This is a genomic window from Streptomyces montanus, from assembly GCF_005786655.1.
Classification (GTDB): Bacteria; Actinomycetota; Actinomycetes; order Streptomycetales; family Streptomycetaceae; genus Streptomyces; species Streptomyces sporangiiformans.
The window spans coordinates 60784-80318 of record NZ_VBZC01000031.1; the positions used below are offsets into that span (position 1 = coordinate 60784).

The 19535-nt window shown below is 71.0% G+C and carries 19 protein-coding genes; 9 read left to right on the top strand and 10 right to left on the bottom strand.

The features are described 5' to 3' along the window. Positions 1 to 27: 27 nt before the first annotated feature. On the bottom strand, positions 28 to 1266 hold the full coding sequence (locus tag FE633_RS26405) for a cytochrome P450 family protein (protein ID WP_138047684.1): 1239 nt from the start codon (positions 1264 to 1266) through the stop codon (positions 28 to 30). Positions 1267 to 1431: 165 nt separating this feature from the next. Here FE633_RS26405 and FE633_RS26410 point away from each other — a divergent pair, with 165 nt between their 5' ends. Next, positions 1432 to 2292 carry a class I SAM-dependent methyltransferase gene (locus FE633_RS26410; RefSeq protein WP_246113840.1) on the top strand — a complete coding sequence of 287 codons (861 nt, stop codon included), beginning with the start codon at positions 1432 to 1434 and terminating at the stop codon, positions 2290 to 2292. A 248-nt stretch (positions 2293 to 2540) separates the two neighbouring features. Beyond that, on the top strand, positions 2541 to 2795 hold the full coding sequence (locus FE633_RS26415) for a hypothetical protein (protein ID WP_138047685.1): 255 nt from the start codon (positions 2541 to 2543) through the stop codon (positions 2793 to 2795). Positions 2796 to 2920: 125 nt separating this feature from the next. On the opposite strand, the gene FE633_RS26420 is transcribed toward FE633_RS26415, so the two are convergent. After that, positions 2921 to 3991: a zinc-dependent alcohol dehydrogenase family protein gene (locus tag FE633_RS26420; protein ID WP_138047686.1), complete on the bottom strand. Its 1071-nt coding sequence runs from the start codon at positions 3989 to 3991 to the stop codon at positions 2921 to 2923. A 294-nt stretch (positions 3992 to 4285) separates the two neighbouring features. On the opposite strand from FE633_RS26420, the gene FE633_RS26425 reads away from it, so the two are divergent. Further along, positions 4286 to 4558 (top strand): DUF1876 domain-containing protein, encoded by a 273-nt coding sequence (locus FE633_RS26425; protein ID WP_171060129.1) that lies wholly within the window; start codon positions 4286 to 4288, stop codon positions 4556 to 4558. Positions 4559 to 4591: 33 nt separating this feature from the next. On the opposite strand, the gene FE633_RS26430 is transcribed toward FE633_RS26425, so the two are convergent. Then, complete coding sequence (locus FE633_RS26430) at positions 4592 to 5101, bottom strand: flavodoxin domain-containing protein (RefSeq protein WP_138047688.1); 510 nt, start codon at positions 5099 to 5101, stop codon at positions 4592 to 4594. 231 nt (positions 5102 to 5332) lie between these two features. On the opposite strand from FE633_RS26430, the gene ppk2 reads away from it, so the two are divergent. Continuing rightward, entirely contained in the window at positions 5333 to 6136 is an 804-nt protein-coding gene (gene ppk2, locus FE633_RS26435) for a polyphosphate kinase 2 (protein ID WP_138047689.1), read from the top strand. 30 nt (positions 6137 to 6166) lie between these two features. Here the strand turns inward: ppk2 and FE633_RS26440 are convergent, their stop codons facing one another. Both FE633_RS26440 and FE633_RS26445 read right to left on the bottom strand, forming a co-directional pair. Further along, positions 6167 to 7057 (bottom strand): universal stress protein, encoded by an 891-nt coding sequence (locus FE633_RS26440; RefSeq protein ID WP_138047739.1) that lies wholly within the window; start codon positions 7055 to 7057, stop codon positions 6167 to 6169. Positions 7058 to 7190: 133 nt separating this feature from the next. Beyond that, positions 7191 to 7556: an ArsR/SmtB family transcription factor gene (locus FE633_RS26445; RefSeq protein WP_138047690.1), complete on the bottom strand. Its 366-nt coding sequence runs from the start codon at positions 7554 to 7556 to the stop codon at positions 7191 to 7193. Positions 7557 to 7937: 381 nt separating this feature from the next. Here FE633_RS26445 and FE633_RS26450 point away from each other — a divergent pair, with 381 nt between their 5' ends. The 3 genes from FE633_RS26450 to FE633_RS26460 all read left to right on the top strand — a co-directional run bounded on the left by FE633_RS26450 (position 7938) and on the right by FE633_RS26460 (position 9693). Continuing rightward, complete coding sequence (locus FE633_RS26450) at positions 7938 to 8306, top strand: BlaI/MecI/CopY family transcriptional regulator (RefSeq protein ID WP_138047691.1); 369 nt, start codon at positions 7938 to 7940, stop codon at positions 8304 to 8306. Between the two features lie 154 nt (positions 8307 to 8460). Beyond that, complete coding sequence (locus tag FE633_RS26455; protein ID WP_342791215.1) at positions 8461 to 8910, top strand: DUF6153 family protein; 450 nt, start codon at positions 8461 to 8463, stop codon at positions 8908 to 8910. A gap of 96 nt (positions 8911 to 9006) precedes the next feature. Then, positions 9007 to 9693 carry a DUF305 domain-containing protein gene (locus FE633_RS26460; RefSeq protein ID WP_138047693.1) on the top strand — a complete coding sequence of 229 codons (687 nt, stop codon included), beginning with the start codon at positions 9007 to 9009 and terminating at the stop codon, positions 9691 to 9693. 97 nt (positions 9694 to 9790) lie between these two features. Here the strand turns inward: FE633_RS26460 and FE633_RS26465 are convergent, their stop codons facing one another. Then, the gene (locus FE633_RS26465) at positions 9791 to 11065 is read right to left on the bottom strand and encodes an APC family permease (RefSeq protein WP_138047694.1); all 1275 of its coding nucleotides are present in this window, start codon (positions 11063 to 11065) and stop codon (positions 9791 to 9793) included. 322 nt (positions 11066 to 11387) lie between these two features. Here FE633_RS26465 and rho point away from each other — a divergent pair, with 322 nt between their 5' ends. Beyond that, positions 11388 to 12560 carry a transcription termination factor Rho gene (gene rho / locus FE633_RS26470; RefSeq protein WP_425473228.1) on the top strand — a complete coding sequence of 391 codons (1173 nt, stop codon included), beginning with the start codon at positions 11388 to 11390 and terminating at the stop codon, positions 12558 to 12560. A gap of 127 nt (positions 12561 to 12687) precedes the next feature. Continuing rightward, a complete protein-coding gene (locus FE633_RS26475; RefSeq protein WP_138047696.1) occupies positions 12688 to 13917 on the top strand; it encodes a D-alanyl-D-alanine carboxypeptidase family protein in 1230 nt (409 codons plus the stop codon). Here the strand turns inward: FE633_RS26475 and FE633_RS26480 are convergent. From FE633_RS26480 to aspA, 4 genes are all read right to left on the bottom strand, one after another. Beyond that, complete coding sequence (locus FE633_RS26480; protein WP_138047697.1) at positions 13809 to 15041, bottom strand: glycosyltransferase 87 family protein; 1233 nt, start codon at positions 15039 to 15041, stop codon at positions 13809 to 13811. The two genes, FE633_RS26475 and FE633_RS26480, sit on opposite strands and share 109 nt — an antisense overlap. Next, positions 15038 to 16444: a polyprenol phosphomannose-dependent alpha 1,6 mannosyltransferase MptB gene (gene mptB / locus FE633_RS26485; protein ID WP_138047698.1), complete on the bottom strand. Its 1407-nt coding sequence runs from the start codon at positions 16442 to 16444 to the stop codon at positions 15038 to 15040. The genes FE633_RS26480 and mptB overlap by 4 nt, the downstream gene beginning before the upstream one ends. 130 nt (positions 16445 to 16574) lie before the next feature. Next, a complete protein-coding gene (locus FE633_RS26490) occupies positions 16575 to 17516 on the bottom strand; it encodes a glutaminase (protein ID WP_138047699.1) in 942 nt (313 codons plus the stop codon). A 587-nt stretch (positions 17517 to 18103) separates the two neighbouring features. Further along, the gene (gene aspA / locus FE633_RS26495) at positions 18104 to 19501 is read right to left on the bottom strand and encodes an aspartate ammonia-lyase (RefSeq protein ID WP_138047700.1); all 1398 of its coding nucleotides are present in this window, start codon (positions 19499 to 19501) and stop codon (positions 18104 to 18106) included. Positions 19502 to 19535: the final 34 nt, after the last annotated feature.

Below are 19535 nucleotides of genomic sequence, written 5' to 3' on the forward strand. Positions count from 1 at the left end.
CTCGTGCGGGAGGCAGCGCACGCAGGCTCAGACCCGCACAGGAAGCGTCCGCACGCTGTTGCCCACGAAGCTGGAGTGACGGGAGAGCTCCGCTTCGGGCCGGGCGAGGTCGAGGCCGGGGAAGCGGGCGAACAACCGCTCCAGGGCGATCGTGGCCTCCAGGCGCGCGAGCGGCGCTCCGAGGCAGTAGTGGGCGCCGTGCCCGAGCGAGAGGTGCCGGACGGCTCCGGGACGGCCGGGCCGCGTGACATCGAACCGGTCGGCGTCCGGTCCGTGCGCGCTGCGGTCGCGTCCGGCGGCCGAGTAACCGGCGAGCACCGGTGTCCCTTTGGGGATGACGGTGCCGTCGACGGTCAGGTCCCGCACGGGATAGCGGAAGGGGAAGTAGCTGACGGGCGCGTCCCAGCGCAGGGTCTCCTCGACGATGTCCGCCCAGCTCGCCTCGCCCTTCCGTACGAGGTCGAGCTGGTCACGGTGGCCGCACAGCGCGCGGACGGCGTTGGTGATGAGGTGCAGCGTGGTCTCGTGACCGGCGATGATCATCAGGACCAGGGTGCCGATGAGTTCCTCCTGGCTGAGCCGGTCGCCGCCCTCGTCACGGGCCTCGATCAACGCGCTGGTGAGGTCGTCGCCCGGCCGCTCGGCCCGTGCGGCGGCGACCGCGCCCAGGACGGCCACCAGTTCGCGATTGGCCGCGACCGCCTTCTCCGCGGAGATGTCTGTGGCGACCACCCGGTTGGAGAGGTGGTGCAGCCGGTCCCGATACTCGACATCGATCCCCAGCAGTTCGCCGATCACCCCCAGGGGCAGCGGCAGCGCGAAGTGCCGCCGCAGATCGGCGACTCCGTTCCCCTCCTCGACCGCGCGGCCGAGGCCGTCGAGCAGTTCGTCGGTCAACTCCTCGACGCGGGGCCGCAGTTCCTCCACCCGCCGGGCCGTGAACGCCTTGCTCACCAGGGACCGCAGCCGCCGGTGGTCGTCACCGTCGGCGGTGGTCATCCCCTGCACAGTCGCGAAGGTCGTCAACGGCCAGCCCTCGGGGATCCGCCCCTCCCGTAGCGCGGTGAAGTGCCGCGCGCCCTTGGCGACATCCGGATGCGCGAGGAACTCCTTCAGCGCCTCGTGCCCGAGCACCGCCATGCCCTCCACCTCACCGGGCAGCACCACCTCCGCGACGGCACCGCGTGCGAGCAGCCGCGCGTTGTCGGCGTGCGGGCAGCCTCCGGTCGGGTTCATCCGATACGGAGTGGCGGGCGTAGTGTCCACCGGGACCTCCTGTCTGCGAGACGAACGACGCCACGAGACGAACGACGCCGCTGCGATCGTACGATCAACCAACCATTCTGGAACGCCAGTTGGGCCACTACTTCGAGCCACCTCATCGCGGCGGTACGGTGCCCTGATCACGCCTCGTTGCGATGGGATGTCCTCATGACCGATGCGAGCATGCGACAGGAGCCGCTGGACCCGGCCGCGGAGCGGATGATGCGGGCCAACCAAGCGAACTGGGACGCCCGGACACCCATCCACCTGGTCAGCCGGTTCTACGGCCTGGACCAGTCCCTCGACCCGGCTCGCTGGTTCGCCGACTGGGAGTGGGACGACCTCGGCGAACTGTCCGGCCGGGACGTGGTGCACCTCCAGTGCCACCTCGGCACCGAGACGATCGCCTTCGCTCAGCGCGGGGCCCGAGCGGTCGGCCTCGACATCTCCGAGGCCTCGGTGACTGCCGCGACCGGCATCGCCCAACGCGCGGGCGCCGAGGTCGAGTACGTACGGGCCAATGTGTACGACGCCGTCGAGGCTCTCGGTGAGCGGCGTTTCGACATCGTCTACACCGGCAAGGGCGCCCTGTGCTACCTGCCCGACCTCGACCGCTGGGCCACGACGGTCGCTCGGCTCCTGCGCCCCGAGGGCCGGCTGTACATCGCCGAGTTCCATCCGCTCCTCAACTCGCTGGGGCCCAAGCCCGCCGAGGGCGAAGGCTCCGAACTCGTGCTGCGCCACGACTGCTTGGGGCGTGGGACAGCGGTGCACCGGGACGCCAGGTACACGTACACGGACGGTCCGGCCGTGGCGGGCGCCACGGACAGTTTCGAGTGGATGCACGGCCTCGGCGAGGTCGTCAACGCCCTGGTGGGGGCGGGTCTGCGGATCGAGCGGCTCCGGGAGAGCGACGAACTGCCGTGGCCCCGCTGGCCCGAGATGCGCCGCACCCCGTCCGGCTGGTGGCGCCTGCCGGACAGCTCCCCACGCATTCCCCTCCTGTACGGGCTCCTGGCCCGCCGCTGAACACCTTCCGGGACTTCTGGGCGGGCACGACCGCCGCTGCCACACGCCGCACGCCACCGCCCGCACTCCACCGGGGCGCGGCGCCCGGGAACAAACCGGGACCGGACAGCGCTGCCCGTAATACCGCCGCAGGTGTCAAAAGGGGCAGAACCTCTCGTCGTAGACCGGCGCAGAGGCCCAGGAAGGGTGTGAGACCGATGACGATGTCAGGGCAAGGGCGAGCTCGTCCGGCAGGAGAGGCGCCGCTGGTGACGTCCTGCGGTCGGCGGATCGCCGTGAAGTGCCTGCGGCTGGAGATCTCGGATCGGCCGATCAACCGGATCGCTCTGGACGTGGGCCCCGACCGGTCCGGTGAGCATGGCCTCTGGGCTTCGCTGACCGCGTCCGAGGCACGCGATCTGGCCCATCGGCTCCTGGCCCAGGCCGCCTTGGCCGAGCCGAGCGCACCTGCTCAGCCCGGGACACCTCCTCCGTCCGCACCGCCCGGCTCCCCCAGCTCGTGAGTTCCGGCCCCGGGTATCTGCCCGCTACGGCCTGGTGGCGGGGCCGACATCCCGGCACCCGGCTCACCCCGGCGCCCGCGGCCCCGGAGGGCCACGTACCGGCGTGAAGCGGCGCGGCGTTCCGGTCAGGCCGCCCTCACCGACACGACATCATGTGGCTGCCCGCCGAGGACGACCTTGATCGCGCCGGTGTCGGCCGCCCGGGAGAAGACGTCGTACGCCTCCTCCATCTGCTCCAGCTGGAAGATGTGGGTGACCAGGGACGACCCGGGAAGCCGGCCGGCGGCCATCATGCGCAGCAGGATGGGCGTGGAGTACGTGTCGACCAGTCCGGTGGTGATCGTAACGTTCTTGATCCACAGCTCTTCGAGGTGGAGTGTCACGGGCTTGCCGTGCACGCCGATGTTGGCCACGCGCCCGCCGGGGCGCACCATGCGCAGGCACGCCTCGAAGCTTTCCGGTACTCCCACCGCTTCGACGACCACGTCGGCGCCAAGCCCTTCCGTGAGATCGGCGACCAGCAGCTCGGGCTCCTCCACCGCGTCGACCACGGCGTCCGCGCCGAGGCGCTTGGCCGCGTCGAGCCGGTTGGGCGCGAGGTCGACCGCGATGATCCGTTCGGGCGAGTACAGCTGAGCCGCGACGATCGCGGCGAGCCCGATGGGACCGGCCCCGACGACGGCGACGGTGTCCCCCGGCCGTACACACCCGTTCAGCACCCCCACCTCGTAGGCGGTGGGGAAGATGTCGGCCAGCAGTACGGCGTCCTTGCTGTCCACGGCGCCGGGCAGCAGGTGCACGGACAGGTCGGCGTGGGGCACACGGACGTACTCGGCCTGCGCACCGTTGATCAGGTGGCCGAGGATCCATCCCCCGCCGCCGAGGCACTGACCGTACGCGCCGTCCCGGCAGAAGCGGCAGCGGCCGCATGCCGTGATGCACGAGACCAGGACCCGGTCGCCGGGCCGGACGGCGCGTACGTCACTGCCGATCTCGACGACCTCGCCCACGGCTTCGTGCCCGAGGACGGTGCCAGGGGGTACCTCCGGTACGTCGCCCTTGAGGATGTGCAGGTCGGTACCGCAGATCGTGGTGGTGTCGACGCGGACGATCGCGTCCGTGGCGTCCTGGAGACCCGGGTCCGCGACGTCCTCCCAGGCGGACTCTCCGGGGCCATGGAAGACCAGTGCTTTCACGACGATGCCCTTTCCTCGGTTCCTCGGACGGAGCAGCCTCGCCTTCCATCCTGACCCGAACAGACGACATCGGCATGGGCCGATCGGGCCCGTCGCCGGACCGGCGAAGCTGGGGCCGGTCGGCCCCTGGCGGTTGCGGGGGCGGTGTGGTGTGCTGGATGTGACGGGAAGGACTCGAAAAAGACGCGGGGAAGCGGCCCAGAGCCGTGCACCGCGCAATCGGGATCCGCGAGAAGTGGATAGGGCCCTTCCCGTCCTTTCCTGACGTGCCTCCGCCGCACGGAAGTGATCACGATGGAAGCCAAACAGTGGACCGTTCAGATCTTCATCACTGAAGAAGGCGACGAAACCCGCGCACGGGCCGTCCTGACCACCCAGGACACGTCGACGGTCACAGGGAGGGGCGAGGCGCGGCGCAACCCGATCGACCGCCCCATTCCGGAGATCGGCGACGAGCTCGCGGCCAGTCGTGCCCTGGAGGATCTGGCCATCCGGCTGCACGACGTCGCCTCCGACGACATCGTGCAGCTGACCGGCCCCGTAGATCCGCGCACGCCCAGCCGCTAGATCCGCGCACGCCCAGCCGCTGAGCACCCGCTGTCAGTGCGTCGCGGTCGCGCCCGCGATCTCGTCGGCGGTGCGCGCCGCCCACCGCTCGATCTGCTCGAAGTCGCGGAAGTCCCCGCCCTTCCCGGAGGCCACGATCTTGCGGGCGATGAACCCCTTCGCGCCCTCTTCGAGGCAGCCCCCGAAGGTGACGTGTCCCTCGGCCCCGAGCCGGACCATGGCCCGATGGACGCCGTGCACGGGCGGGATGTCCCGCTCCGAGGCGGTGGCATCGAGCGGGCCGCTGCTGAAGAACCACAGCGGACGCTCGGCCAGGGCGGTGTGGTGACGGCGGACGAACCGGCGGGCGTCCTTGTGCCAGCGCCCGGCGTACAGTCCGCCGCCGACGATCACGGCGTCGTACGGCTCCACACTCGTCACGGATTGGGCGGGCAGCGCCTCGGCCGTCAGTCCGTCCTTGCGCAGGACCTCGGCGATGACCTCGGCGATCCGCGCGGTTGATCCGTTTGTCGTTCCGTAGGCGACCAACACGTTGTTCGGCATGGTGGTCCTCCTTCTCTCCCCCCTTCCCCTTTCCTGTTCCCTCCTCAGCGGAGCCGACTCGGACAAGGGGCCGGGGACCTGCGCGGCAGCAAGGCATACGCGCCTGATACGTGCCTGGTCGTCCAGGGTGCGTGCACCGTCGTCGGTCAGTACGGTGCTGTCCAGGTGTTCGACCCCGTGCATGGTGGCTCCGTGCGTCATCGACGTAGGTCATCGAGCGGAGGAGGCGGCATGGCCGACAAGAAGGCGGCAACCCTGCCGCGCAAGGTGTACGAGCAGGAACTGCTGCGCCTGCAGACGGAGTTGGTGAAGCTCCAGGAATGGGTCCGTGTCGAGGGCGCCCGGCTCGTCGTCGTGTTCGAGGGCCGGGACGCGGCCGGCAAGGGCGGCACCATCAAGCGGGTCGCGGAGCACCTCAACCCTCGGGTCGCCCGGATCGCGGCCCTCCCCAAGCCGACGGAACGTGAACGCACGCAGTGGTATTTCCAGCGGTACGTCGAGCATCTGCCGGCCGCCGGGGAGATCGTGCTGTTCGACCGCAGCTGGTACAACCGCGCCGGTGTCGAGCACGTCATGGGTTTCTGTACGAAGGAGGAGTACCAGCTGTTTCTGCGCCAGTGCCCGATCTTCGAGCGGATGCTGGTGGAGGAGGGGATCCTGCTGCGCAAGTACTGGTTCTCGGTGAGCGACGCGGCGCAGCAGGAGCGGTTCCGGCGCCGGATGGAGGATCCGACGAAGCGCTGGAAGCTCTCCCAGATGGACCTGGAGTCGATCACCCGCTGGGAGGCGTACTCCCGGGCGAAGGACGAGATGATGGTGCACACCGATATCCGGGAGGCGCCGTGGTTCGTCGTCGAGAGCGACGACAAACGCCGGGCCAGGCTGAACATGATCGCTCATCTGCTCGACTCCGTGCCCTACCACGAGGTGCCGCCGCCGGTGCTCGAGCTGCCGGACCGGCCGGCGTCGACCGGCTATGAGCGCCCACCGCGTGACCTGCAGACGTACGTGCCCGATCACGCGGCGAGGCTCTGAGCCGCCCTTGGCCAGAGCCTCGGGGACGTGTCACGGCGTCCGCGTCGGCTGGGGTACGACGGCGACGGGGCAGGCGGAGTGGTGCAGGACCGTGTCGGCGACCCGGCCGAGCTGGAGCCCGAAGTGCCCGTGGCGTCGCCGCGCCCCGACGACCAGCAGATCCGCGTGGGCCGAGGCGTCGAGGAGCACCCTGCGGGCGGTTCCTTCGACCGTGCGCCGGTGCAGTTCCACCGACGGGTGGTCGGTGGCGGCGTCGAGCAGCGCCGCCTCCAGGGTCTGTGCGGCCCGCTCCTCGTGGAGACGGGCGGGTTCTCCGGCGAGCAGGGGATGGCCGACATTCTCGTGCGCGGGGCAGCGCCAGGCTCGTACGGCTTCCAACGGGACGCGCCGTTCCTCCGCCTCCCGGAACGCGAAGCGCACGGCCGCCGAGTGGTGCGGTTCCCCGCCGACGCCCAGCGCGATGCGCTGCCGTATCCCGGTCCTGGCCTGGTTGTCGTGGCTGCCGCGCAGCACGATCACCGGGCAGTGGGCCCGGGCGGCGACCGCGAGGCCGACCGAGCCGAGCAGCAAGTCCGCGATGCCGCTGCGGCCGCGCGACCCGACGACCAGCGCGGACGCGTTGCGGCCCGCGCGCAGCAGAGCGGGCACCGGCTCCTCGCGCAGCACCTCGGTGGCGACCTTCAGGTCCGCCTCGCGACGGTGGGCGCGGCCCGCGGCGACCTCGACGATGTCGTCGGGCAGTTTCCGCTCGGAGGACGCGCCCAGTCCTTCGGCGAGCGCCGCGCCCTCGTACCGCGCCCACAAAGAGGCGTACACCAGGCGCAGCGGTATCCCGTGCAGAGCAGCCTCGTCCGCCGCCCAGTCCACGGCACGCATACCGGCCTCGGATCCGTCGACGCCCACGACCAGGGGCAGCTCCATCATCCTCACCGTCCTCTGCTCTTTTTCTACTCCTGCCTGCGCCGGGCTTGCGCGACGACGGCGCCGGGGGGCGGGGGGGCGGGGGCGGTGGATGCGAGGCGCGGACGCTGTGCGCCACCCACACCGGGTGCCGTCAAGGGACGCCAGGAGACGACGGTGGTTGGGTCTGCGTCTGTGTGGCCCGCAGGTCGGCGAGCAATTCCGCCTGCCCGGCCAGGACTCCGGTCAGGATCGCCCGCGCGACCCTGAGCAGCTCCGCCACATGCGGAGTGGCCATCGAGTAGTACACGGTCGAGCCCTCCTTGCGGGTCACGACCAGGTTCGCCCGGCGCAGCACCGCCAGTTGCTGCGACAGATGCGCGGGCTCGATCCCCACCTCGGGCAACATCTCGGCGACGGAATGCTCGCGCTCGCTCAGCAGTTCGAGGACGCGGATACGGGCGGGATGCCCCAGCGTTTTGAAGAACTCGGCCTTCAGTTGGTACAGGGGCGCGGTCACTGTGCCACCCCCTCCCCGGCACAGGACCGCGGCCTCAACGGCTGCCCCTGCCCAACCTCGGCCCGTCGCATCCACCCACCCGTCGAAGACATACGACCCATCTTTGCGTGCGACCCGAGCCAGACGGGCATCGCACAACAGCGGGCCGCCCGGGACCAAGGACGACAACCAGTGACGATGTCAAGAATTGCTAAAATTAGCAAGTCCTTAGGACAGTTGAGCAAGATTTGGCATGCTCCACCGCCCCGCTCGCGGAAGGCGGACCGACGGGGATGGGTCGCTCTGCGCCGCCCGTCCGCTCGCAACCCTTCATCGCTCCTTCGAAGCCACGTCCTACTATTGGGCCTGCGTATCGAGGTGAATAAGGGACCGGGAGCGACCATGCGGCGGCTGGGGGAACTCGAGGCGGAGATCATGGACCGCCTGTGGCGATGGAACCGGCCGGCGACGGTGCGGGAGGTCGTCGACGACATCAACACGCAGCGGCCGCTTGCCTACACCACCGTGATGACGGTGGCGAACATCCTCTACAACAAGGGCTGGCTGCTGCGCGGGAAGCAGGGCCGCGCCTGGGTGTACACACCGGTCCGCACGCGCGAGCAGTACTCGGCCGCGTTGATGGAGGAGGCACTCGGCGCGAGCGAGGACCGGCCCGCTGCCCTCGCCCACTTCGTCGAGCAGATGTCTCCCGAGGAGGTCGGCGCCCTGCGCAAGGCACTGCGCACCGCGGGACGGCACGACCATTCGTAAACGGCACGCACGAACCAGACGACGCAGCGGCCTGCTGCTCCACTGAGCCGCCGTACGCCCCCAATTGACCCCGATCCAGCGGGCTCCCCGATATGTGGGTACCGTCGGAAGGCGGAGATCAGTAGCCGCCGATCCGGAAGGTCGGGCATTGAACGTGAGCCGATGCGTTCGAACAGCAGGCGCCCTGGGGCACCTGCTGCTCGTCGTCGTGCTCGCGCTCGGCGTGTTCATCATGCACACGTTGGGACACCCCGACGACTCTCATGCCGATGAGATGAGCACGGCATCCCATGCACCGGCGAGCGTGCACTCGGCTGCCGGGAGCGATGAACCTGCCGCCGCTCAGGCCCCCATGAGGGCGGAGCACACAACGGCCCCCGCACACTCGTCGTCCGCCGATGTGCCCGTCATGGCGATGGACATGCTGTCGCTGTGCGTGGCCGTCCTGCTCGGCGCCTGGGTGCTCGCCGCGCTCGTGCGCTCGGCTCTCGCCCGCCAACCCGACTGGCTGGCGAACCTTCTCGCCCAGGTCGCCGCATTCCCGCGGCCCAACCCTCCGCCGCGCGGCCCCGATCTCACCCAGTTGTCGGTCCTTCGGCTGTAGGCCGAGACGCCCTCGCGGGCGCGCTTTCACGCGCGATCCCGCGGTCTCGCGTACGCCAAAACAGCCAGAAGAACAGACACATGAGGTGAATCGACCATGACTGCCTTCACGCGTGCCCAGCGCCACGAGCCCGGCCGCCGCCCCGCCCGCCAGTCGTCGCCCCGCAAGCCCGCCCGCCGTATCGCGGCCGTGGGCGCCGTCGCGGTGGGAGCCCTGCTGCTCTCCGCCTGTGGCGGCGACGACATGAGCGGCATGGACCACGGCAGCGGCAAGGCGTCGGCCAAGGAAACGGCCGGCTCGGGGAAGAGCGCTGCCGCCGAGGACTTCAACGACGCGGACGCCATGTTCGCGCAGATGATGATCCCGCACCACGAACAGGCCCTGGACATGGCCGAGCTGGCCGACGGCCGCGCCTCCGACTCGGAGGTCAAGGACGTGGCGGCGAAGATCGAAAAGGCTCAGGACCCCGAGATCAAGACGATGAAGGGATGGCTGACGTCCTGGGGCAAGCCGGCCGGGACGGAGGCCATGCCCGGGATGGACCACGGCGGCGACGGCATGATGTCCGACGGGGACATGAAGGAGCTCAAGTCCATGAAGGGCAAGGAGTTCGACAGGATGTTCGCGGACATGATGATCGACCACCACAACGGCGCGATCAGCATGGCCAAGGACGAGCAGAAGAACGGCAAGAACGCCGACGCCAAGCAGCTGGCCGACGACGTCGTCAAGGGCCAGTCGGCCGAGGTCAAGCAGCTCCAGAGCATCCTCGACCGGCTCTGATCTTCTTCCTCACCCGCTGACCGTTCCGGGCTCCGAGGCGCGCAACCGATGAGCCCGGGCGGCAGCGCCCGTCCCCCATGTGGCCCTGGCGCGGGCGTTACCGTCCCCGATGGGCGGTCACCCTGCGGCGGATGCCATAGGCGGCGGCACCGGCCACCAGCACCACCGCGCCGGAAACCACCGAGGAGAGGGGAAGGGCGAACGCGAGCACCAGGCAGCCGCCCAGTCCGAGCAGCGGAACGGCCCGCGCCGGACGCCCCTCGTCGGGGCTGAGAGTCCAGGCCGAGGCGTTGGCGATGGCGTAGTACGCGAGAACGCCGAAGGAGGAGAAACCGATCGCCCCGCGCACGTCAGCCGTCGCGGCGAGCACGGCCACGGCGGCGCCGACCGCGAGTTCGGCATGGTGCGGCACCTTGAACTTCGGGTGGACGGCGGCCAGTACGTGCGGCAGGTGGCGGTCGCGCGCCATGGCCAGGGTCGTCCGGGAGACACCGAGGATCAGCGCGAGCAACGAGCCGAGTGCGGCCACGGCGGCTCCGACCCGGACCACCGGCACGAGCCAGTCGGCGCCCACGGCCCGTCCGGCGTCCGACAGCGGCGCGGTCGCGTCCGCCAGTCGCTGCGGTCCCAGCACCGCCAGGACTGCGATGGCGACGACGGCGTAGACGGCCAGGGTGATGCCGAGCGCGAGCGGGATGGCGCGGGGGATGGTGCGCGATGGGTCGCGGACCTCCTCCCCGAGGGTGGCGATCCGCGCGTATCCGGCGAAGGCGAAGAAGAGCAGGCCCGCCGCCTGGAGCACCCCGCCCACCGTGGCGTCCGAGCCGATCTCCAGCCGGGCGGCGTCCGCCTCGGCGGAGGTGAGGGAGGCGACGACCACGGCGGCGAGCACGGCCAGGACCACGGCGACGACAGCGCGGGTGAGCCAGGCGGACTTCTGCACCCCGGCATAGTTCACCGCGGTCAGCGCCACCACCGCGGCGACCGCGACCGCGTGGGCCTGACCGGGCCAGACGTACGAGCCGACGGTCAGCGCCATCGCCGCGCACGAGGCGGTCTTGCCGACCACGAAACTCCAGCCCGCCAGGTAGCCCCAGAAGTCACCGAGCCGCTCGCGGCCGTAGACATAGGTACCGCCGGAGGCCGGGTAGCGGGCGGCCAGTCGGGCCGAGGACGTGGCGTTGCAGTAGGCGACCACCGCTGCCAGGGCCAGGCCGACCAAGAGACCGGACCCGGCCGCGCGGGCGGCCGGAGCGAGCGCGGCGAAGATACCCGCGCCGATCATCGACCCGAGACCGATCACGACCGCGTCGAGCACCCCCAGCCGCCGCTGCAACTCCTGTGGCGTCGCGGCGGTCGACGGCTTGCTCATGTCCCACTCCCTCGACTGTGCGAGCCCTCGGCCCACGGGCCTCGATACTTCGGGTGACGATATATGAGCCGCCCGACGCGGCAGACAGTGGTACAGTCACCTCAGCACTTGTGTACGCCCCTTCTCGGGCGCCAGTGCCGGTTTCACCTCACTCAGCTGATCCGCGGTCTTCTCTTGACCGGCGAAGCAGCTTCTCAGCATCACCTTCTGACGTACGGCTTTGGGCGATTTCCGTCCGGCGTGCGCGAGGGTGATGTCTCCGCCGTACCGGGGCGTGACCATGCCGCCTTCCCGGCCCCTCCCCTCCCTCTCTCATGACCTCATGACCTCGTCCCTGAAAGGACTCCCACACATGACCACCACACTCGAACGTCCTCCCGCCTCGCTCACGCAGGAGCGGGCCACCGGCGTACTCGACATCACCTCCAACGGGCAGGGCCACCTGCGGACCGAGAGCTGCCTGCCCGAGCCCACCGACCTCCAGGTCTCCCCCGCGCTGGTGCGCCGATACGGCCTGCGCAAGGGAGATCTCATCGAAGGCGTACGCGGCCGGCAGCGTGCGCTGACCGAGATCGAGCGCGTGGGCGGCCGCACGCCCGAAGAGCTGCGCGGCCGCCCGCACTTCCATGACCTCACCCCGTTGCACCCGCGCGAGCGGCTGCGGCTCGAGCATCCGGCGGGCGGTCTGACCACGCGGGTCATCGATCTGGTCGCACCGATCGGCAAGGGCCAGCGCGGCCTGATCGTCGCCCCGCCGAAGACCGGCAAGACGGTGCTGCTCCAGCAACTGGCCGCCGCGGTCGCCGGCAACCACCCCGAGTGCCATCTGATGGTGGTACTTCTCGACGAGCGCCCGGAGGAAGTGACCGACATGCGGCGCTCCGTGCGCGGTGAGGTGCTCGCCTCGACCTTCGACCGGGGGCCGAAGCAGCACATCGCGCTCGCCGAACTGGCCGTGGAGCGTGCCAAGCGGCTCGTCGAGGCGGGCCAGGACGTCGTGATCCTCCTGGATTCGCTGACCCGGCTGTGCAGGGCGCACAACAACGCGGCCGCCGCGGGCGGCCGTACCCTCAGCGGCGGTGTCGACGCCGCCGCGCTGCACGGTCCCAAGCGGCTCTTCGGTGCCGCGCGCCTCACCGAGGAGGGCGGCTCCCTCACCATCCTCGCCACGGCCCTGGTGGAGACCGGCTCCCGCGCCGACGACTTCTACTTCGAGGAGCTCAAGAGCACGGGCAACATGGAGCTGCGCCTGGACCGCGCGCTCGCGGCCCGGCGGACCTATCCGGCCGTCGACATCACACCGTCCGGCACCCGCCGCGAAGAACTGCTGGTCCCCTCGGGTGAGTTGACAGCCGTACGAGCGCTGCGGCGCGCCCTGCACTCCCGCGGGGACGCGCAGGCCGGACTCGAATCCCTGCTGGACAGGATGCGGCAGACCCCGGACAACGCGGCGTTCCTTCGACAGGTCCAGTCGACGGTGCCCGGCGCCCAGTAGCCGCGCCCAGTGGCCCGGGCGGCCCGCGCCGTCGACAGGGCCGGCCGCTTGCGGCATCCGGGTGCTCGATGCCGCCACTCGGCCCTGACACCCGGCGATGTGACCTGCGCGTTCCTACGTTTGCGATATGACTATCGGATTTTCATCCCGCACGGCCCGCTGTTGCTCCGCCGCTTGTGTGGTCGGTGCGTTGGCCCTCGCGCCGAGCCCTGCCCTGGCCCGCACCGGAGCCGAAGCGGCCGCAGACGCCGAAGCGGCCGTCGCGCACACCGGCGTCGAGTCGGTCCCGCAGGCCTCGCCGCTCCCACCGAGCCCCTCGGACTCCCCGCCGTCGGCGCTGTACCGGCCCGGAACGCACGTCCATCCGCGGGCCGGAGCGCCCAAGGTGCCCAGGAATGTCTCCGCGCGGTCATGGCTGGTCGCCGACGCGGGCACCGGTGACGTGCTGGCCGCGCACAACGCGCACCTCAAGTTGCCGCCCGCCAGCACCTTGAAGACCCTCTTCGCCCTCACCGTGCTGCCGGTGATGCCCGCGGCGGTCCGGCACACCGTCACGGAGCGGGAGTTGGCGGGGGTCGGCGACGGAAGCAGCCGGGTCGGGGTCGCGGCGGGCAACACCTACCGCGCGTCCGATCTGTGGCGGGGCGTCTTCCTGAACTCCGGCAACGACGCCGTGCACGTGCTGGCGGCGATGAACGGTGGCTGGCGTGCGACAGCAGTCCAGATGCAGGCCAAGGCCCGTGCGCTCGGTGCCCGCGACACGCGGGTCGTCTCGCCCGACGGCTACGACGCGCCCGGGCAGGTTTCTTCGGCGTACGACCTGGCGGTGTTCGGGCGGGCCGGGCTGCGCAATCCGGACTTCGCCGGGTACTGCGCCACGGTGGAGGCGAAGTTCCCGGGCGATGGGCGGCCCTTCGCGATCCAGAACACCAATCGCCTGCTCACCGGGGCCGACGGAGTCGAACCCTATCCGGGACTCCTCGGCGTCAAGAACGGCTACACCTCCCACGCGGGCAACACACTGGTCGCCGCCGCGCGCCGCGGCGGACGCACCCTCGTCGTCACGGTGATGAACCCTCAGTCGAACGAGCACTTCGCCGTCTACGAAGAAACGCGCTCGCTGCTCGACTGGGGTTTCCGGGCCGCCGGGCGCGTCGACCCCGTGGCATCGCTCGACCCCCCGCGCGCCATGGCGCAGGCGGGCCCGACCGCGACCGCGCGGCCGGCGACCGCGGCGGTCGGTGCGAGCTATGCCTCGTGGACGGATGCCGGGGCGGTCGCGGGCGCGGCCGGTCTGGGTGCGGGGGCCGTGGCGCTGGTCCTGAGGCTCCTCCGCGGTCGGTTCACCTGGGACTGACCGACGGGCAGCCCGAGCAGCAGACCGAGGGTGATCCACACGTACGTGTTACTCCCGAGGAACCCGTCGACACCGGACGCGTCGTCGAACCACAGCCACACCACGCTGCTGCACAGCAGCACGTACAGCACGCCCACCGCCCAGAGCAGCCGCCGTCGCCGGAGACCTGACTCGGTCAGGATCGCCAGCGACGGCAGCAGCCACACGAGATGGTGCACCCAGGTGATCGGGCTGACGAGGCAGGCGGCGAGTCCGGTGAGGGCGAAGGCGCCCAGCAGGTCGTCGTCGGCGGCTGCGCGGCGCGCGCGCCATGCCCAGATGCCCAGCACGGCGAGAGCGACCAACAGCCAGGCGGCACGGCTCGGTTCGGCGGGTTCGGCGAGCCGGGCCAGCACGCCTTGCAGCGACTGGTTGGAGACATAGGCGAGGCGGCCGATGCGGGTGGTGTCCCAGACCGCCTCGGTCCAGTAGAAGCGGGAGGCGCCCGGCGCGGTCCAGGCCGCGAGGGCGGTGGCGGCCGCGGCGACGGCCGTGGCGATGCCGGCGGCGCGCGGGCGCCGGGCGAGCAGCAGCAGGACGATGAAGATCGCGGGCGTGAGTTTGATCGCGGCGGCGAGCCCGATGCCGACGCCCGCCCACCGGCCACGGCCGGTGGACAGCAGCCAGGCGTCGCCGAGTACCAGGGCCAGCAGCACGAGGTTGACCTGGCCGAAGCTGAAGGTGTCGCGGACCGGTTCCAGCAGGGCGAGCAGACAGACGACCACGGCGCAGCCGAACCAGCCGTGCCGCATGAGCCCGAGCGGGGCCAGGATGCGCAGGACGACGGCGGTCGCCGCGAGGTTGAGCAGCAGCCCGACGGCGATCGCGGTGTGCAGTCCACACAGCGCCATCGGCAGCATGGTGACCGCCGCGAACGGCGGATACGTGAATCCGTACGTCGTCCCCGGCACCCGGTAGTCGTAGATGCGGCCACCGTGGTGGATCCAGGCGTCGACGGCGCCGTAGTACACGCGCAGGTCGAACCAGTTCCGCAGCAGCGGCACCGTGGCGGTGAACAGGGCCACGGCGGTGGCGAGCAGGAGCACGCACAGCAGTCGCCCGCGGTCGGTACGCGGAAGTCTCATGCGGTCTGCTCCAACACCGGTGCGTTCGACGTCTGACGCGTCTGACGGGCCTGCCAGAGCACGATCACCGCGAGCACCCCGCCCGACACGGCCAGCACCAACTGCTCGACGTCCGGCGGGTCTCCGCTGGGCAGGACCGCGAGCGCGAGGACCCCGGTCACGGCTGCGGCCCGGTGCCGTACCGAGGTGCTGGGCGCGGCCGCGGCGATGAGGAACAGTCCCCACAGCGCGTACCAGGGACGGACCGCCGGACCCAGAAAGGCCACCGCGGCCAGGCTGAGTCCCAGTGCGTAGACGGGGCTGGGGGTGGGGCGGCGCAGCCATATGACGAGCAGGGCGACGGCAGTGGCAGCGAGGCCGAGGGCGTGCCAGGCGGGCAGGGCGAGCGGGGCGAGGCCGCTGCCGAGGTCCTGGAGAACGGATGCGGTGGCCCGGCCGAGAACACTCGTGGGCGACCAGTTGTGCGGGGAGACAGGCGTCTTCAGCGCACCGGTCCAGCCATACCCCGTACCGGCGACGGCCGTTGCCGCGACGGTCGTGGCGAGAGCGACCGCCGTGGTCGTCAGGGTCGCCTTCCACACCCCTCTGCCCGCTCGCGCCTGGAGTGCCACGACGGCCGCGAGGCCCAGCACGGCAGGCACTTTGACCAGGGCGGCGAGCGTGACGAGCACGGCGCCCAGGATGGGCCACCGGCCGAGCGCCGCCACCAGGCCGGCCCCGAGCAGCCCGAGCATGATGGCGTCGTTGTGCGCTCCCGCGACGAGGTGCAGCAGCACAAGCGGGTTGAGCGCGCCGAGCCACAGCGCGGCGGCCGGGTCGGCGCCGCTGTGCCGGGCCAGTCTCGGCAGCGCCGCCGCCATCAGCGCCACTCCGAGCAGTGCGACGACCCGCATCCCGAACAGCCCGGCCGGCACCTCGCCCCGCGTGAGAGCGGACAGCGAGGAGGCGACGGCGAGGAAGACGGGACCGTACGGCGTCGCCGTCTGCTGCCACACGGGCGCCACCTCGTCGGCGAGGGGCCCGCCGAGCCGCGCGGGCCCGTACGTGTAGACATCGATGTGTGCGTCGACCATGGCGCCCTGCGCCAGATAGCTGTAGACATCCCGGCTGAACAGCGGCGGGGCGACCAGTAACGGTGTGGCCCACACCGCGAGCACCACGAGCAGCTGCCGCGGACTCGGCGGCTCGGGTCCTCGGAGCACCCGCCCCAACAGAGCCCAGGCGGCTATGAGCAGCACCAGCCCGAAGTACACGCCGACCAGGCCGAGGGCCGCCTGTCCCGACGCCGGGGATGGCAGCTCGCGCACCGGCAGGGCACCGGCCGCCTTGCCTCCCGCCACGAGAAAGCCCGAACCCGCGAGCCCGAGCAACTGGCAACGACGCACATCGACGGAGAAACCCATGGCCAACACTCGGGCAGCCTGTCAACGCCGGGTGGCCGGAAAGCGACGCACTTCCCTCTGAGCGGCAGCCACAGCATGTCCGCCGTGTTACCGGGCGGCGTCCGCCGCGTGGGACGTCGTGGGCCGACCGTCAGAACACCGACACTCCCGTCAGCGTCGTGAAGCGGTCCAGGGCCGCGAGGCCGGCCACCGAGTTACCCCGTTCGTCCAGGCCAGGGCTCCACACGCACAGGGTGCAGCGGCCGGGCACAACGGCGATGATCCCGCCGCCGACGCCGCTCTTGCCGGGCAGACCGACCCGGTACGCGAACTCGCCCGCCGCGTCATAGGTGCCGCAGGTGAGCATGATCGCGTTGATCTGCTTGGCCTGACTGCGGGTCAGCAGGCGTGTGCCGTCGGAGCGGATGCCGTGACGGGCCAGGAAGCTGGTGGCGAGGGCGAGGTCGGCGCAGGAGGCCTCGATGGAGCACTGGTGGAAGTACTGGTCGAGGAGGACCGGGACCGGGTTGTCGATGTTTCCGTACGCCGCCATGAAGTGGCCGAGCGCGGCGTTGCGGTCGCCGTGGGCGGACTCGGAGGCGGCGACGTCCTTGTTGATGGCGAGGTGTGCGTTGCCGCTCTCCGCGCGCAGGAAGCCGAGGAGGGCGCCGGCCGCGTCGCCGGTCTGGGTCTGGAGGCGGTCGGTGACGACGAGCGCGCCCGCGTTGATGAACGGGTTGCGCGGGATGCCGTTCTCGTACTCCAACTGCACCAGCGAATTGAAGGCGTTGCCGGAGGGCTCGCGGCCGACGTGCTCCCACAGGGAGTCGCCCTGGCCCGCCAGAACGAGCGCGAGAGTGAAGACCTTCGTGATGGACTGGGCGGAGAACGGCTGCCGCCAGTCCCCCACCCCGTACACCGTGCCGTCCGGTTCCGCGACGGCCATGCCGAACCGGCGCGGGTCGCGCGCGGCGAGCGCCGGGATGTAGTCGGCGGATCGGCCACGCCCGGGCGTGTTCTCGATCTCGGCCGCGATGCGTTCGAGGACCGGTTGAAAGGTCGGGGACGACGAAACCTCTGCCATGATCACCATTCTGCCGCTCGGCCTCGGGGCCGAGTGCGATCCCAGAGAGCCGATACCGCTCCGAGCCGCCAATCCGGGAAGCGCGGCGCGCGCCTCCGCAGCCGCACCGATACCGGCGGGGTGCGAGAGCGTACGCCCCGCGAAGCCCACGCCTGCCCCGACGCAGCCTGCCACCGGCTCCGTGAAACGCAAAGGCCCGCCGGTGCCGCCGCCGGCAGTGCCGGTGCGGCGCCGCCGCACGGCACCGGGGCGCGAGCATCACGAGGCGCCTGCCGCCATCGAGCCGCACAGGCACCCGGGCCAGACACCTTCCCCCTGGCGCGCGGCCGGCACGCGCCGCAGAGCCACGGCCCACACAACCCGACACCAGCCCCCGCACAGCGCAAGAGCACGAACCCCGCGAAGCGCACCAGGCGCGCAGCCTGTGCCGCAGCCGCCGTTGGCCGACGCGGACTCCCGCCGCCAGGCCGACCGCCGCGGGGCCGCAATCCCCGCGAAGCGCGACACCGGTCCCTCACGCAGACCGATGGGTGAGCACGGGTGCCCGCGCCATCATCGTGCGCCCGACCCTTGCGCACCACGGGCACCCGCGCGACTCAGCCGGCCCGTGAACCCGCCAGCACCTCCGGCCGCAGCAGGGCGGCCAACCGGTCGGCGGGCAACAGGCCCTTCTCGAGGACGAGTTCGGCCACGCCTCGACCGGTGGCGAGGGCCTCCTTCGCGATGCCGGTGGCCGCCTCGTACCCGATGTGCGGGTTGAGCGCGGTCACCAGCCCGATGGAGTTCTCGACGGCTTCGCGCAGCACGTCCTCGTTGGCCGTGATCCCGGCGACGCAGCGCTCGGCGAGCGTCAGGCAGGCGGCGCGCAGATGCGTGAGGCTTTCCGACAGCGCGTGCAGGATGATCGGCTCGAAGGCGTTGAGCTGGAGCTGTCCCGCCTCGGCGGCCATCGTGATGGTGACGTCGTTGCCGATCACCTCGAAGGCGACCTGGTTGACCACCTCCGGAATCACCGGGTTCACCTTGCCGGGCATGATGCTCGAACCCGCCTGGACCGGCGGCAGGTTGATCTCGTTCAGACCCGCGCGCGGCCCGGACGACAGCAGCCGCAGATCGTTGCAGCTCTTCGAGAGCTTCACCGCGATCCGCTTCAGCACCCCGGACATCTGGACGAAGGCCCCGCAGTCCTGCGTGGCCTCGACGAGGTTGACCGCGGTGACCAGCGGCAGCCCGGTGATGTCCGCGAGGTGCCGGCGCGCGGCCTCGGCGTACCCGGCGGGCGCGTTGAGCCCGGTGCCGATCGCCGTCGCGCCCAGGTTGATCTCGTGGATCAGCTCGACGGCTTCGGCGAGCCGGCTGCGGTCCTCCTCCAGCATCACCGCGTACGCCGAGAACTCCTGACCGAGCGTCATCGGCACCGCGTCCTGCAGCTGCGTACGCCCCATCTTCAGCACGTCGCGGAACTCGACGGCCTTGGCGGCGAAGGCGTCCTGCAGTACCGCCATCGCCTGGAGCAGGCCGCGCACGGCGAAGACCGTGGCGACGTTGACGGCGGTCGGGTAGACGTCGTTGGTCGACTGGCCGAGGTTGACGTCCTCGTTCGGGTGCAGGAACTCGTACGCGCCCTTGGGGTGGCCGAGCAGTTCCAACGCCCGGTTGGCCACGACCTCGTTGGCGTTCATGTTCGTCGAGGTCCCCGCGCCGCCCTGGATCACGTCGACGACGAACTGGTCGTGCAGCTTCCCGTCTCGGATCTCCCGGCAGGCCTCGATAATGGCCGCCGCCTTGCGGGGCTCCAGCAGGCCGAGTTCCTCGTTGGCGCGGGCGGCAGCCTCCTTGACGGCGGCCAGGGCGACGATGAGGTGCGGGTAGGCGGAGATGGAGGTGCCCGTGATGGGGAAGTTCTCCTTGGCGCGCAGGGAGTGGATCCCCCAGTACGCCTCGGTGGGCACGTCGCGGTCGCCGAGCAGGTCGTGCTCTCTGCGGAGGGTCATGTGACTGCGACCTCTTCTCTCTGAGGGTGGGGAC